The sequence below is a fragment of the Tabrizicola flagellatus genome (genome assembly GCF_046295235.1).
GTDB lineage: Bacteria > Pseudomonadota > Alphaproteobacteria > Rhodobacterales > Rhodobacteraceae > Tabrizicola > Tabrizicola flagellata_A.
Genome location: NZ_JBKBLV010000032.1, coordinates 1 through 13,520, shown reverse-complemented (window position 1 = coordinate 13,520; position 13,520 = coordinate 1). Strand labels below are relative to the sequence as shown.

The window sequence follows — 13,520 nt, the reverse complement described above, 5'->3', positions numbered from 1 at the left end:
TGAGTAGGGTTTGCCGGTGGCAGGGAAACAGATTGTTGATCGCGCGATGAAATTTGCCTCGACGGAAACCTATGTCGCCCCGGAGGACCTGGCGCTGGCGGTGAATGCGGCGGTCCGGCTGGAGCGGCCGCTTCTGGTGAAGGGCGAGCCGGGGACCGGCAAGACCGAGCTTGCCCGTCAGGTGGCGGGGGCGCTGGGGCTGCCGCTGATCGAATGGCATGTGAAGTCCACGACCAAGGCGCAACAGGGCCTTTACGAATATGACGCGGTGAGCCGTCTGCGCGACAGCCAGCTGGGCGAAGCGCGTGTGCACGACGTGCGCAACTACATCCGCAAGGGCAAGCTCTGGCAGGCCTTCGAGGCCGAGGGCCGGGTGGTCCTCCTGATCGACGAGATCGACAAGGCGGACATCGAGTTCCCGAACGACCTGTTGCAGGAACTGGACCGGATGGAGTTCCACGTCTACGAGACGGGCGAGACCATCCGCGCGAAGGCGCGGCCGGTGGTCATCATCACGTCGAACAACGAGAAGGAGCTGCCCGATGCCTTCCTGCGGCGCTGCTTCTTCCACTACATCCGCTTTCCCGACCCCGAGACGCTGGCAGCCATCGTCCGGGTGCATTTCCCCGACATCAAGGACCGGTTGCTGACCGCCGCGCTGACGCAGTTCTACGAGATCCGCGAGGTGCCGGGGCTGAAGAAGAAGCCTTCGACCAGCGAGGTGCTGGACTGGCTGCGACTGCTCTTGGCCGAGGACCTGGCGCCGGAGGACCTGCGCGGGGATGCGAAGAACGCCCTGCCCCGGCTGCACGGTGCGCTGCTGAAGAACGAGCAGGACGTGCAGCTCTTCGAGCGGCTGGCCTTCATGGCGCGGGGGCAGCGCTAGTCCTTCAGGCGGACCCGGACCTCGGTGGTCCAGTCGTCGGGGGGCGTCGGTGGCCCGTCGTGGTAGAACTCCAGCCGCGCGGCGAAGCGCTCGCCCTCTGGAGTAGGCTGCATGTCCCAGACATGGCCCCGGGCCGGCGCCCAGAGGTTCAGCATGACCATGACATCGTAGAGTTCGTCCGGGTGGCCGTGGTGGGTCAGCGTGATGTAGCGCCCGGCGGGCAACGTGTCGGCCTCGAGCCCCGGCGGGATGGGCGTGCCGGGGGCGACTTGCGCCCCGAAGGACATCTGCATGATGCCCTCCATGTCGATCACGTCGTAGCGGAAGAAGGCCGGGCCGGTCTCGGTGAGTCCGTGGCGCGATAGGGTGGCCAGCACCTCGCCCAGGATCGCGGCGCCCTCGCTGTCGAGGGTGGCCATCGTCACATCGGCCCGGCGTATAAGGACGGGCTGGGCGGGAAAGGCGGCGATGCGGGGCAGCGTGAGGCGGCCCCTGAGGTCGCGGAGGGGCATCATGGCGCGACCTCGCGCGGCAGATCGGCATCGTGGCGACGGCGCGCCTCGGCAAGGTCTTGCGCGAGGCCCGAGATCCGGGCGGGCGGAAGGGTCGGATAGACCGAACCGATGCCATGCAGGCGCAGGAGCAGGTCTTCCAGGATCGCGAAGCTGGACAGCCAGCCGCCCTGGTGGCCGCGCCAGTTTTCCTCGTCCGGGAATCCGGTCTGAAGGAACTGCATGCGCGTGCCCTGCCCTTCGGGCACGAAGCGCAGGGAGATGACGGATTGCACGCCGAATTGCGGGAACAGGTAGGAAAGGACGATCCGCCGGTCCGGCACGATCTCGTGGTAGGTGCCGTGGATCCAGTGCGGCTGGCCGTCCTTCTCCATGTTGAAGCGCCAGGTGCCACCGGGGCGGAAGTCGATGTCGCAGGTGGCGAGATGGTGGCCCTCCGGCCCCCACCAGGCCGAGACGAGGCGCGGGTCGGACCAGAGCGCGAAGGCGAAGGCGGGGGTGGCGTCCAGGTGGCGGTCCAGGGCGAGAAGGTTCGGATGGGTCATTCGGCGGGCTCCCCGAACAGGCGGGCGCGGGCTGCCTGAAGGTCGCGGGCGACGCCGTCCAGATCGCGCGTCTCGGGCAGTTTCGGCCAGAGCGTGCCGATCCCGTGCATGGCCAGCAGCGCCTCGCCCATCACCTTCAGCGCGTTCGGCCAGCCGCGGGCATGGTCGATGCGGGCCTGGGCGTCGGGAAAGCCGGTCTGCAGGAAATCGACCCTCGTGCCATCGCCTTCGGGGCCGAGTTCGACCGAGATCACCGAGAAGAAGTCGGTGCCGCGGAAGTGGTAGGAATAGACCAGCCGGCGGGCCGGTTCGACCTCGTGATAGGTGCCGCAGACATGTTCGGTGATCGCGCCGTTGACGTTGCGCAGCGACCAGTTGCCGCCCGGACGGAGATCGACGGCGACATCATGCGCGTGAAACCCGAAGGAAGAGCCGAACCAGTGCCGGATCAGCTCGGGCCGGGTCCAGATCGCCCAGACGAGGTCCGGCGGGCCGGCGAAGCTGCGCCATAGGCGCAGGGCATTTGCGCTATTGTCGTCCATTCTTCGCAGCCTCCTCGTTCAGCCGGGCAATGAGCGCATCCATCCGGTCGAAGGCGCCCTCCCAGTACTTGCGGTAGTGGTCGATCCAGGCGCCGGCCAGTTGCAGCCCCCGCGGATCCAGATGCACGGGGCGGGTCCGCGAGACCCGTTCGCGGCGGATCAGGCCAGCCTCTTCCAAAACCTTCAGGTGCTTGGAAATCCCGGGTTGCGACAGCCGGTTCGCGGCGACCAGCGCCGTCACCGACTGCGCGCCATCGGCGATCTGAGCCAGGATGGCACGACGGGTGGGATCGGCCAGCGCCAGGAAGGTGCGTGACAGCGGATCGCTCATTTTATTTCCTTTTAGTTATATATCTACTTAGTAATTCTTTGGGCGATCTGGCGCAAGCCGAATCACCTCGCCGGCGGAAAGCTCTGTGCCGCCGGCCCTCCGCGGCGGACATGCCTGTAACAATGCGTGAGCGATAAGGATAAATCCTGCGGCTCGCACAACTTCAACCGCGATGGGTAGTAGGCGGAAAATCATCGGTTTTTGCCGAATTGACTCCGGGCCGTCCGCGACCGGACACTTGACGTGCCCCGAAGCTGCCCCGGGGTGCTGCCAGACAGGTCCTGCCGATGCGCCTGCCCCTTCTTCTTGCCGCGCTCTGCGCGGTAGCAGCCTGTGGCGAACCCGCCCAGGTCTCGAAAGGTGGCCCGACCGAGGAGATGGGCGTCGGCTTCGGTGCGCCGGGCGGCTATCGGCTGGCACCGGTGGCGGACACCGGCAGTTCGCTGACCCGCGACTTCATGGACCTGACCTTTGCGATGGAAAGCGGTCGGTCGCTGCAGACCTTCAGCCGCTTCGAGGGGCCGGTGACCGTGGCCATGACCGGGTCCGTTCCCGCAACCGCGTCCCGCGATCTGGCGGCCCTGCTTGGCAGGCTGCGCTCCGAGGCGGGGATCGACATCGCCCAGACTTCCGGCCCGGCCGCGATCACCGTAGAATTCACCGGCCGTTCCGAACTGCGCCGGCTGGCGCCGACGGCGGCCTGTTTCGTCGTGCCCAACGTCGGCTCGCTGGCCGAGTTCCGCCGCAAGCGTGGCACCGACGCGGTGGACTGGGCGCAGGTCACCCGGCGCGAGAGGGCGGCGATCTTCATTCCCGCCGACACCAGCGCGCAGGAGATCCGCGATTGCCTGCACGAGGAACTGGCCCAGGCGCTGGGCCCGCTGAACGACCTTTACCGGCTGACGGACAGCGTGTTCAACGACGACAACTTCCACTCGGTCCTGACCGGCTATGACATGGCGATCCTGCGGCTGACCTATTCGCCGCAGATCGCCAGCGGGATGAGCCTTGCGGAGGTCGCAGCACGACTTGGCACGGCGCCGGTCGCGCGGTCGGGAACGTCGCCGGACTGGATCCGCGAGATCGAGACGGCGCTGGGTCGGACCGGATCGCCCGCGGCGCGCAAGGCGGCCGGCATCAGGGCGCTGGCACTGGCCGAGGCGGCAGGCTGGCAGGACAACCGGCTGGCCTTCAGCCATTTCGCGCTGGGTCGCCTGATGGCCGCAAGCGATCCGGCGCGGGCGCAGGACGCCTTCCGCCGCGCCGCCGAGATCTATTCCCGCCTGCCGGGAGCCGATCTTCATCTTGCCCATGTCGATATGCAGGTCGCCGTGCTGGCTCTGGCCGGCGGCCTTCCCGAAGAGGCCGCGCGGCTTGCCGACCGGGCGATTCCGGTGGTGCGGCGGCATGACAATTCGGCGCTGCTCGCCTCGTTGATGCTGGTCAAGGCCGAGGCGCTGGAGGCGCTTGGCAATCCGGCCGCTGCGGCGGCGCTGCGCATGGACAGCGCGCCCTACGCACGCTATGGCTTTGGTTCGGAAGGCATGGTGCAAAGCCGGCTGCGCAACGTTGCGGCGATGGCAGGGCGGGCCGAACGGGGCTGAGAGGGCGCGAGACGGGAAGCGCCCTGGAAATGGGGCGGCATGTTCGTGATCGGCGGATTTCTTGTGGGCGCAATCGCTGGCGGCCTTCGGGCCAGGGCGCGGGGCGGCAAGACGGCGGACATCCTGCAATACGCTTTCGTCCACGGGCTGATCTTCGCGGTCATGGGCCTGTTCCTGACCATCTATCTTGACCGGATGATGCGAGTCTGATGGCGGCGCGGGGGGCGGAATCCGTCAGAGTTCCGCAGTCTGGCCCTGCAAGGCTTCGGCCCGGCCTGCCGGACGGCATCGGGGCCTAGCGCATGTTCCTGCCGTTCTTCCAGACCCTGCGGGAGGAAGCGGTGCCGGTCTCGCTGCGCGAGTTCCTGTCCTTTCTCGAGGCCATGGCGGCGGGGCTGGTGATCTACGACCCCGATGGCTTCTACCACCTGGCCCGGCTGACCCTGGTCAAGGACGAACGCCACATCGACCGTTTCGATCGGGCCTTCGCCCGCGCCTTCGCGGGGCTCGAGGCGGTTACGACCGAACAGGTCCTGGCGGCGCTGGACCTGCCGCGCGACTGGCTGGAGAAGCTGGCCGAGCGGCATCTGTCGGCCGAGGAACGCGCGGCGATCAAGGCGCTGGGCGGATTCGACAAGCTGATGGAGACGCTGCGCCAGCGGCTGGCCGAACAGAAGGGCCGGCACCAGGGCGGCTCGAAATGGATCGGCACGGCCGGGACCTCGCCTTTCGGCGCCTGGGGCTACAACCCCGAGGGCGTGCGCATCGGGCAGGACGAAAGCCGCCACCGCCGCGCGGTCAAGGTCTGGGACCGGCGCGAGTTCCGCAACCTCGACGGCGATGCCGAGATCGGCACCCGCACGATGAAGCTTGCCCTGCGCCGGTTGCGCCGCTGGGCGCGCGAGGGGGCGGCCGAGGAGCTGGACCTCGACGGAACGATCCGCGCAACCGCGGCACAGGGCTGGCTGGACGTGCAGACCCGGCCGGAACGACGGAACGCGGTGAAGGTGCTCTTGTTCCTCGACATCGGCGGGTCGATGGACCCCCATGTCCGGGTGATGGAGGAGTTGTTCACCGCCGCGAAGGCCGAGTTCCGCCATCTGGAGGTCTTCTACTTCCACAACTGCATCTACGAGGGCCTCTGGCGCGACAACCGCCGCCGCTGGGACCACCAGACCCCGACATGGGACGTGATCCGCACCTATGGCGCGGACTGGCGGCTGATCATCGTCGGCGACGCGGCCATGTCGCCCTACGAGATCACCCATCCCGGCGGCGCGAACGAGCACTGGAACCGCGAGGCGGGCGAGGTCTGGCTGCGCCGGCTGCGCGTGCAATGGCCGCATCACCTGTGGATCAACCCGGTCGAGGAGCGGGCCTGGGGCCATACACGGTCCACCGCGCTGATCCGCGAGATCTTCGAGGGACGGATGGTACCGATGACGCTGGACGGGCTGGCGCGCGGCATCCGGGAGTTGCGATGAAACGGTTTCTGGACCTGTGGCGCGCGCGGCCGGTGCTGGGCACGGCCTTCCTTATGGCCTGCGCGGTGACGCTGTTCTTCGCCGGGCGGCTGACGGTCTTCACCGTCTATTGGGCCACCCATCACGAGGTGCCCGTGGAGGGCTGGATGACCGTGGGCTATGTCGCGCGGTCCTGGGGGCTGGACCCGCGCGCGCTGGACGCAGCGGCCGGCCTGCCCCCGCCCGAGGTCAAGGGGCACCCGCAGCCCCTGGCCGAGATCGCCAAGGCACGCGGCGTGCCGGTGGCCGAGGTGATCGCCGAGGTCGAGGCGGCCATTGCCCGGCTGAAGGCGCAAGAGGCGACCGAATGACCGACTGGCTGCTGGGCCTGGTGCCGCAATACGGGCTGTGGCTGCTGGCGGCGACGACGTTCCTGTCGTGCCTCGCGCTACCGATCCCGGCCTCGATCCTGATGCTGACGGCGGGGGGCTTCGCGGCGGCGGGCGACCTGGTGCTTTGGCAGGCCTTCGCGGCGGCCGCGGCCGGGGGGATCGCGGGGGACCAGCTGGGCTATTGGGCGGGCCGGGGCGTCGGGGCGGCGGTCCTGTCGCGGCTGCGGGCCGACCCGGCGCGCGACCGGCTGCTGGCCCGGGCCAATGCGATGATGGACCGCCGGGGGCTGGTCGCTGTGTTCCTGACGCGCTGGCTGCTCAGCCCGCTGGGACCTTACGTCAATCTGGTCGCCGGCACCGCGCGCTATGGCTGGCCGCGCTTCACGATAGCCGGAATGGCGGGCGAAGCGGTCTGGGCGGGCCTGTACGTCGGTGCGGGCTATGGTTTCGCCGGAAACATAGCAGCGGCGAACGAGGCGATCGGCTCGGCGCTTGGGATGATCGGGGGCGCGGGGGCGGTCGTGGTGCTGGGCTACTGGCTGTTCGGCTCCGCTCCGGGACGGGCGGCTTTGCGCGACCGGAACGGCTGACTATATTCCGGCGATGAGCAAGCTTCTTCTCCCCCTGATCCTCGTCGTCGGCTATGCGCTCCTGATGCTGCGCTTTTCGGTCTGGCGCACCCGGAAGATGCTGGAGCAGAACTCGCGCCCCCTGACCGACCCCTCGATCACGCGCCTGGCCGACCGGATGGCCGCGGCGCTGGGCATTCCCGGAATCGAGGTCAACGTCTTCGAGGTGGAGGCGGTCAACGGCCTCGCCTCGCCGGACGGGCGGATCTACCTCACGCGCGGGTTCCTGAACCGCAAGGCGCGGGGCGAGGTGACGCCCGAGGAGCTGGCATCCGTGATCGCGCACGAGATGGGCCATGTCGCCCAGGGCCACATGCGGCGGCGGATGATCGACTTCACCGGGCAGAACGCGGTCTTCGTGATGCTGTCGGCGGTGCTGAACCGGTTCCTGCCCTTCATCGGCATCTGGATCGCCAACCTGATCTCGACCGCGCTGATGGCCCGGCTGTCGCGGCGTGACGAGTTCGAGGCGGATGCCTGGGCTTCGGCGCTTCTCATCAAGTCGGGCATCGGCACCGAGCCGCAGAAGAGCCTGTTCCGCAAGCTCGAGGCGCTGACGCAGAACCGGGCCGAGGGCATCCCGGCCTGGCTCCTCAGCCACCCCAGGACCGACGAGCGCATCGCCGCCATCGAGGCGAACGAGGCGCGCTGGCTGGGGTAACATTGGCAAAGCCCGGTCCAGGCTGTAGGACGGCAGGACGACTGCTGCGGGGGGCTGGACTTGGGAACGATCGACGGGCTGCCGCCCCTGCGCGAGGTGATCCGGGCGCATGACCTGGTGGCGAAGAAGCAGCTGGGACAGAACTTCCTTCTGGACCTGAACCTGACCGCCAAGATCGCGCGGGCGGCGGGCGATCTTTCGGGCTGCGACGTGCTGGAGGTCGGCCCCGGGCCCGGCGGCCTGACGCGCGGGCTTCTGGCCGAGGGCGCACGGCGCGTGGTGGCGGTGGAGAAGGACGCCCGCGCCCTGCCCGCCTTGGCCGAGATCGCGGCGGCCTATCCGGGGCGGCTGACCGTGCTGCACGGCGACGCGCTGGAACTGGACCTGGCGCAACACCTGACGCCACCGGTCAAGATCGTGGCCAACCTGCCCTACAACGTGGGCACGGAACTCCTGATCCGCTGGCTGACGCCCGAGACCTGGCCGCCCCTGTGGTCCAGCCTGACGCTGATGTTCCAGAAGGAGGTGGCCGAGCGCATCGTCGCAAGACCCCGGACCGAGCATTACGGGCGGCTGGCTCTTCTGGCCCAGTATCGCTGCGAGGCGCGGATCGTGATGACCCTGCCGCCCGAGGCCTTTACCCCCGCGCCCAAGGTCCATTCCGCCGTCGTGCAGCTGACCACCCTGCCCCAACCGCTATACCCTTGCGATTTCAGGGTGCTGCAACGGATCACCGCCATGGCCTTCAACCAGCGCCGCAAGATGCTGCGCGCCAGCCTGAAGGGCCTGCACCCCGAAATCGGGACGCTTCTGGAGGGCGTCGGCATCCCGCCGACTGCCCGGGCCGAGGAGATCGGGCTTGAGGGATTCTGCGCCCTGGCGCGGGCGGTGGCCAGGGATTGAGCAGCGACCGGCCTGGCCGGATCGCTACCCCAACGCTGGCTTGAGACTGCGATCCAGCGCAGCGCCCAGCATTTCCAGCCGGATCGGCTTGGCCACGACGGCAGAGAACCCGCGACCAAGGTAGTCCTCGACCTGATGCGTCATCACGTTCGCCGTCACCGCAACCGCGCGTGGCAGGGGTTTCCCAAGCGCGCGAGAAAGACTGGTCAGCGCAGCCAGGGTTTCGATTCCGTCCATCACGGGCATTGCGATGTCGAGAAGCACGGCATCGAAATCTTCGTTCCGGAAGCGCTCGATCGCCTCGGTTCCGTCTTCGACGATCACCGCCTCGACCCCCAGGGCTTGCAGCATGCTTTGCAGGATGATGCGGTTTGTGGCGTTGTCCTCGGCCGCAAGCACCCGAACTCCGGGCAGGCGCAGCGCGATGCTCTCGCCAGTGCGGTCCGCGGAGCGGTCGAGGACGGGAACCTTCAGCCAGACGCGGGCGGTCACTCCCTGCCCCTGAACCGATGTCAGCGCCACGTCCCCGCCCATCAGCCGCGCCAGCCGCCGCACGATGGGCAGGCCGAGGCCGGTTCCGACATGGCTGCGCCTCGATCCACCCATACCTTGCGAGAATTCATCGAAGGCGCGGGCGATCTCGGCCTGCGACATGCCGATGCCGGTATCGCTGACCCGGATCACGATCGCATCGTTGTCCGTACAATCGATCTCGACTCGGACCGCGCCCCGGTCGGTGAACTTCAGCGCATTGCCGATCAGGTTGTGCAGGATCTGGATCAACCGCTTCTCGTCGCCGAGCCGGATCTCCTCGGCCGATCCCCCGATGCAGTGCGCCTGGAGCCGGATACCCCTTTCGTCGGCGGCGACCTGGTGCAGGGCGGTGACGCGGAACAGCACCTCGGCCAGTCGGATCGGCCGCGGGTCCAGCACCATGCGCCCCGCCTCGATCTTGGCGAGGTCCAGAATGTCGTTGATGACGCCAAGGAGATGCTCGCCGGAATCGCTGATGACCCGAACCATGGCCTGTTCGGTCGGATCCGACAGCCGGCCGGAAAGCACCGTCGCCATGCCGAGGACCCCGTTCAGAGGCGTGCGGATCTCGTGGCTCATTGCGGCCAGGAAGTTGGACTTGGCGCGATTCGCGGTCTCGGCAGCGGTCATCGCGGCGCGCAGCCGGGCCTCGGCCTCCATCTCGTCGGTGATGTCGGTGAAGGTGCAGACCACGGCAAGGTCGGTTTCCGCCGCAGACAGTCGGGCCGATGTGACCGCGACGCAGCGGGTTTCTCCAGAAGGCCAGATCAGGCGATGGCGCAACTCGTGCATGCCCGGCTGACCGGCAAGGGCACGGGCCACCGGAAGATCTGCGGGATGCAGCGGTTCGTCCGACAATCCGCAGACCGCTGCCGAATCGAGCAGCGCCAGCAGGCTGTCACCAGCATTTACAGAGCGCCCGAGGACACGGGCGGCGGCAGCGTTGGTGAAGAGCACGCAGCCCTTTCCATCCACCACCACGATACCCGAGACCGATGCCTCCATCACGCGCGCGAGCGTGTCGCGTTCGCGAGCCAGCGCGGATTCCAGCGCCTTGGCCGGCGAGATGTCAAGGTTGATGCCGCTGGTACGAACCGGGCGGCCGAGTTCGTCCCATTCGGACACCTGCGCCCTGGTCAGCACCCAGACCCAGTGCCCCTGCCGGTGCCGCAGGCGCACCTCGTGCTCCACCTGCCACTGACCCGTCTCGAAGCATTCGCGTTCATGCGCAATCAGCGCCGCCGCATCCTCGGGATGCAGCATGTCCAGCCAGCCTTGCAGCGGCAGCGGGTTCAGTTCGACCGCCTCGTAACCCAGGATCTCGGCCCAACGGTCGCTGACAAAGGTGATCCCGGTCCGCATGTCATGTTCCCAGGTCCCGACCTGGGTGCCATCGATCACCTGGCTCAGCCGGAGTTCGGCCTCGGCCTGAGTCGAGACGTCGAGCGTGATCCCCGATATCCGGCGCGGGCTGCCATCAGTCCAGCGAAGCGCGACATGGCCTCGGGTCAGAAGCCAGATCCAGCGGCCGCTGGCGTGCCGCATACGGCAGCGCAGCGAGAAGTCGTCGTCGCCTTCCAGGAATACCTGGCGCTGAACAGTGACGACTGCAAGCCGGTCCTCGGGATGGATGAGGTCGATCAGGGCGTCGAGACCCACGGTCTGGTCCAGCCCCAGCATCGCGCCCCAACGGTCATTGATCGCGCTGAATCCCTGGCCGGCATCCCAGTCCCAGACCGCTATCTCGCCGCCGTCGACGACCTGCTGAAGGCGCCGGTCGGCCAGGCGGCGGGCGGTGACGTCTTCGTACAATCCGACCGTCTCGCGCGCTGGCGTGGCGCGTTCGCGCACCCAGATCAGGCGGCCGTCTGCAAACTTGTCCTCGTTGTCCCAGACCTCGGTCAGCGGCCGGTTCAACCGGCGTTGCAGGTTTTCCTCGTCCCGCTCGCCCTCTGCGCCGAAGACGCCGCGCTCGATGGCGGCACGCAGCAGGTCATCATAAAGCGCGCCTTCGCAGATCAGGTCAGCGATGCGGCTGAACACCCGGACATAGGGCGTGTTCCACAAGACCAGCCGGTCATCCGCATCGAAGATGGCAAAGCCGTCGTCGAGCGCCTCGATCGCAGCCAGGAGCCGCGCCTTCGTCGCGGCAAGGGCCTGACTTTCTGCCTGCAGCGCGGCCTCCTTTGCGCGCACCTCTGTCACGTCCTCGATCAGCGACCAGACCAGCCGCCGCCCGTCGGGATCGACGCTGAGAAAGCAGCGCACGATGGCAGGGAAGGCCGTTCCATCGGCGCGGCGGAACCGTGCTTCGACTGGACCGTAGCTGCTGGTCGCCTTGAGCGAGGCCACCGACTGTTCGATCACCCAGGCACTTTCCTGCGGCAGGATCCGTCGCACATCGACATCACCGCCGGCCTGCGGATCCAGCCCGAAGATCTCGCGGAAGGCGCGGTTTCCGTCAAGAACCAGCGCGGTGTCGAAATCGTTGACCAGAATCGCATGCGGGCTCATCTCGAAGAAGGCGGTGAACTGGCCCTCGCGGAACGACAGCATCTCGCTGGAGCGGTCAGCCGCCGAGATGTCGCGGATCACAGCCAGCAGGTTGCCCGGCCGCCCGTCGCTGCTGGCGCTTTGCATTCGCACGATCGAGACCTCGTATCGGTGCGGGGTGACCAGAGTTGTCATTCCCACCCGGCGGGTCACGACGCTGTCCTCAGGCAGGGGCTGGAAAACCTCGGATTTCAGCACCTTCGCCAGGGGCTCGGGCAGGATCTCGTGCACCGGGCAGCCAATGCCGGCACGGACGAGGCTGGACAGCCAGGGCAGCTTGTCGCTGTGGCAGGCGACAATCTCGCCGCTGGGGGCGAACTCGATCACCAGATCAGGCAGCGCGTTCAGGGTGGCGGCAAGGTGGATGCGGCTGTTGACCTCGGCGCGAGCCGCATCGCTGCGCATCAGAACCGAGGATATCGCCCGGCTGATCGAGCGCAGCAGCAACACCGCGTCCCGGGTCATCGCGCGGTCCGGCTCGGCGCTGTCGAAGCCGATTACCCCGATAAGGCGCGAGCCGTCCATCATGGGCACCATGAGCGTGGATCGCACCCCGATGCCGATCAGGAAGTCCCTCTCGGCCGACCCCTCCGGCAACTGGTCGCGATCCCTCACCATCACGGTGCGACCCGCCACGAACTGGCGGTGCCAGTCCGGGTTCCAGTCGGCCGGCTTTCCCTGCAACCCGGGCTTAAGCGCCGGCACACCGTCTGCAACCCATTCGTGGGTATTGCTGTAACCGCTGGACTCCTCATGGCGGAACAGGAAGCTGCGGTCGAAGCCGAAGGCCTCGCCGATCTCGCGCAGTACCGCGTCGATTTCGCGGTCCATTGTGTCGGGACTGACGTCGAGCAGCCGGTTCATCAGCTCGACCACGCGGAATTCCAGCCGCGCGGGTTCGGCGGTCACGATTTCAGGCTTGCCAGCTTGGTTCATGCGTCCTCGACCCCAGCCAGCCGACTATCTGCCAGAAGTTGAGTGCCCGCAAGCAGGCTCGTCTGCGGGCCGCATCACCCCCAGAGACCCAGCGGCCGCGCCGCGTGGCCCGGAAATATCGGCCCCAAGTCCGCCGCGCGCATGTGGCCAGTCAGCAACTCGGACAGAACGTCCCGGTAATCCGTCACCACAGCAAGGTCGGCGCCTTCGTCCAGCGCCGCGTTTGCGAGGCCCGGCCAGCGCCCGACCATCCGCCCGCCCCTGGCCTGGGGACCGAGCACGAACATCGCGCCCCCCCGCCCGTGATCCGTCCCGCCGCTGGAGTTCGAGACCAGCCGGCGGCCGAATTCGCTCATCACCACCACCGAGACATCCTGCTGCCAGGGCCCGAGATCGCGCCAGAAGGCCATCAGCGCCTGCGACAGCGCGCCGACCTGGGCGGGGAAATCGGCGGCCTGGTTCACATGCGTGTCCCAGCCGGGGAAATCGACCGTGGCGATGCGCAGGCCCAGATCCTCCTTGACCGTCTGCGCCACGGTCATCATCGGGCCGGACAGGGGATTGCCCTCGGGGTATTCGACACTTGCGGCATAGGTCCGCAGCGCCTGATCCTCGGTGGACCAGAACCTGCCCCGCACCAGATCGGACAGCCCGATCAGATCGGCAATCGGCCGTTGCAGGGCGCCATGCGCGCCGAAACCCGTCGCGAGCCGCCGCTGGAGGAGGTCGGACAGCCAGTGCCCCTGCGCCAGCACCAGATCGGCCAGCGTCTCGGCCACCGCGGCATCCGCACCGATCAGGCTGGCCGGGCGCACCGCCCCGACCGCCAGCGCCGGCATCGGGCCGCCCGGTGCCACGGCGCGCAGCCAGCGGCCGAGCCAGCCGGAGGCATCGTTGAGCGAGGCCTCGGCGCCGAAGATGCCGCGCTCGATCCGCGCCTCGGCGTCGAAATGGCTGCGGGTGGCCTCGGGAAGCCCTGCGGCATGGACCAGCGACAGATCGCCCGCGTCGTAGAGGTCGGCAAGAGCC

14 protein-coding genes are annotated in these 13,520 nt (G+C 68.1%); 8 read left to right on the top strand and 6 right to left on the bottom strand.

The genetic code is table 11. The annotated features are described in order from the left end of the window. Window positions 1-46: 46 nt before the first annotated feature. Window positions 47-886, top strand: a complete 840-nt coding sequence (locus ACK4IU_RS13955; RefSeq protein WP_409736241.1) for an AAA family ATPase — start codon at window positions 47-49, stop codon at window positions 884-886. Here the strand turns inward: ACK4IU_RS13955 and ACK4IU_RS13950 are convergent. The 4 genes from ACK4IU_RS13950 to ACK4IU_RS13935 are packed head-to-tail and all read right to left on the bottom strand — an operon-like array spanning window position 883 to window position 2,816. Further along, window positions 883-1,401 carry a GyrI-like domain-containing protein gene (locus ACK4IU_RS13950; RefSeq protein ID WP_409736239.1) on the bottom strand — a complete coding sequence of 173 codons (519 nt, stop codon included), beginning with the start codon at window positions 1,399-1,401 and terminating at the stop codon, window positions 883-885. The genes ACK4IU_RS13955 and ACK4IU_RS13950 overlap by 4 nt on opposite strands. Next, window positions 1,398-1,943 carry an SRPBCC domain-containing protein gene (locus ACK4IU_RS13945; protein ID WP_409736237.1) on the bottom strand — a complete coding sequence of 182 codons (546 nt, stop codon included), beginning with the start codon at window positions 1,941-1,943 and terminating at the stop codon, window positions 1,398-1,400. The genes ACK4IU_RS13950 and ACK4IU_RS13945 overlap by 4 nt, the downstream gene beginning before the upstream one ends. Continuing rightward, the gene (locus tag ACK4IU_RS13940) at window positions 1,940-2,485 is read right to left on the bottom strand and encodes an SRPBCC domain-containing protein (RefSeq protein ID WP_409736235.1); all 546 of its coding nucleotides are present in this window, start codon (window positions 2,483-2,485) and stop codon (window positions 1,940-1,942) included. The genes ACK4IU_RS13945 and ACK4IU_RS13940 overlap by 4 nt, the downstream gene beginning before the upstream one ends. Next, window positions 2,472-2,816 (bottom strand): ArsR/SmtB family transcription factor, encoded by a 345-nt coding sequence (locus ACK4IU_RS13935; protein WP_409736234.1) that lies wholly within the window; start codon window positions 2,814-2,816, stop codon window positions 2,472-2,474. Before ACK4IU_RS13935 ends, ACK4IU_RS13940 begins: the two co-directional genes overlap by 14 nt. 287 nt (window positions 2,817-3,103) lie before the next feature. Here ACK4IU_RS13935 and ACK4IU_RS13930 point away from each other — a divergent pair, with 287 nt between their 5' ends. The 7 genes from ACK4IU_RS13930 (at window position 3,104) to rsmA (ending at window position 8,468) form a co-directional block, all read left to right on the top strand. Continuing rightward, window positions 3,104-4,420, top strand: a complete 1,317-nt coding sequence (locus ACK4IU_RS13930; protein ID WP_409736232.1) for a DUF2927 domain-containing protein — start codon at window positions 3,104-3,106, stop codon at window positions 4,418-4,420. Window positions 4,421-4,459: 39 nt separating this feature from the next. Next, window positions 4,460-4,630, top strand: coding sequence for a hypothetical protein (locus ACK4IU_RS13925; protein ID WP_409736230.1), 171 nt, complete (start codon window positions 4,460-4,462; stop codon window positions 4,628-4,630). Between the two features lie 92 nt (window positions 4,631-4,722). After that, window positions 4,723-5,904: a vWA domain-containing protein gene (locus tag ACK4IU_RS13920; RefSeq protein WP_409736228.1), complete on the top strand. Its 1,182-nt coding sequence runs from the start codon at window positions 4,723-4,725 to the stop codon at window positions 5,902-5,904. Then, window positions 5,901-6,254 carry a hypothetical protein gene (locus ACK4IU_RS13915; RefSeq protein WP_409736226.1) on the top strand — a complete coding sequence of 118 codons (354 nt, stop codon included), beginning with the start codon at window positions 5,901-5,903 and terminating at the stop codon, window positions 6,252-6,254. The genes ACK4IU_RS13920 and ACK4IU_RS13915 overlap by 4 nt, the downstream gene beginning before the upstream one ends. Then, a complete protein-coding gene (locus tag ACK4IU_RS13910) occupies window positions 6,251-6,865 on the top strand; it encodes a DedA family protein (RefSeq protein WP_409736224.1) in 615 nt (204 codons plus the stop codon). Before ACK4IU_RS13915 ends, ACK4IU_RS13910 begins: the two co-directional genes overlap by 4 nt. Window positions 6,866-6,878: 13 nt before the next feature. Beyond that, window positions 6,879-7,565 carry a M48 family metallopeptidase gene (locus tag ACK4IU_RS13905; RefSeq protein WP_409736222.1) on the top strand — a complete coding sequence of 229 codons (687 nt, stop codon included), beginning with the start codon at window positions 6,879-6,881 and terminating at the stop codon, window positions 7,563-7,565. A 60-nt stretch (window positions 7,566-7,625) separates the two neighbouring features. Further along, window positions 7,626-8,468: a 16S rRNA (adenine(1518)-N(6)/adenine(1519)-N(6))-dimethyltransferase RsmA gene (rsmA, locus tag ACK4IU_RS13900; protein ID WP_409736220.1), complete on the top strand. Its 843-nt coding sequence runs from the start codon at window positions 7,626-7,628 to the stop codon at window positions 8,466-8,468. 24 nt (window positions 8,469-8,492) lie between these two features. On the opposite strand, the gene ACK4IU_RS13895 is transcribed toward rsmA, so the two are convergent. Together ACK4IU_RS13895 and ACK4IU_RS13890 are read right to left on the bottom strand one after the other, a co-directional pair. Next, on the bottom strand, window positions 8,493-12,464 hold the full coding sequence (locus ACK4IU_RS13895) for a PAS domain-containing protein (protein WP_409736218.1): 3,972 nt from the start codon (window positions 12,462-12,464) through the stop codon (window positions 8,493-8,495). 101 nt (window positions 12,465-12,565) lie between these two features. Further along, a partial coding sequence (locus ACK4IU_RS13890; RefSeq protein ID WP_409736216.1) for a DUF1501 domain-containing protein occupies window positions 12,566-13,520 on the bottom strand: 955 nt, incomplete at its 5' end.

What these genes read in the sequence shown, in the direction of transcription:
- ACK4IU_RS13935 (WP_409736234.1), bottom strand. Translation starts at nt 2,816, where the DNA reads ATGAGCGATCCGCTGTCACGCACCTTCCTGGCGCTGGCCGATCCCACC.
- ACK4IU_RS13930 (WP_409736232.1), top strand. Translation starts at nt 3,104, where the DNA reads ATGCGCCTGCCCCTTCTTCTTGCCGCGCTCTGCGCGGTAGCAGCCTGT.
- ACK4IU_RS13925 (WP_409736230.1), top strand. Translation starts at nt 4,460, where the DNA reads ATGTTCGTGATCGGCGGATTTCTTGTGGGCGCAATCGCTGGCGGCCTT.
- ACK4IU_RS13945 (WP_409736237.1), bottom strand. Translation starts at nt 1,943, where the DNA reads ATGACCCATCCGAACCTTCTCGCCCTGGACCGCCACCTGGACGCCACC.
- ACK4IU_RS13920 (WP_409736228.1), top strand. Translation starts at nt 4,723, where the DNA reads ATGTTCCTGCCGTTCTTCCAGACCCTGCGGGAGGAAGCGGTGCCGGTC.
- ACK4IU_RS13915 (WP_409736226.1), top strand. Translation starts at nt 5,901, where the DNA reads ATGAAACGGTTTCTGGACCTGTGGCGCGCGCGGCCGGTGCTGGGCACG.
- ACK4IU_RS13910 (WP_409736224.1), top strand. Translation starts at nt 6,251, where the DNA reads ATGACCGACTGGCTGCTGGGCCTGGTGCCGCAATACGGGCTGTGGCTG.
- ACK4IU_RS13940 (WP_409736235.1), bottom strand. Translation starts at nt 2,485, where the DNA reads ATGGACGACAATAGCGCAAATGCCCTGCGCCTATGGCGCAGCTTCGCC.
- ACK4IU_RS13950 (WP_409736239.1), bottom strand. Translation starts at nt 1,401, where the DNA reads ATGATGCCCCTCCGCGACCTCAGGGGCCGCCTCACGCTGCCCCGCATC.
- ACK4IU_RS13905 (WP_409736222.1), top strand. Translation starts at nt 6,879, where the DNA reads ATGAGCAAGCTTCTTCTCCCCCTGATCCTCGTCGTCGGCTATGCGCTC.
- ACK4IU_RS13955 (WP_409736241.1), top strand. Translation starts at nt 47, where the DNA reads ATGAAATTTGCCTCGACGGAAACCTATGTCGCCCCGGAGGACCTGGCG.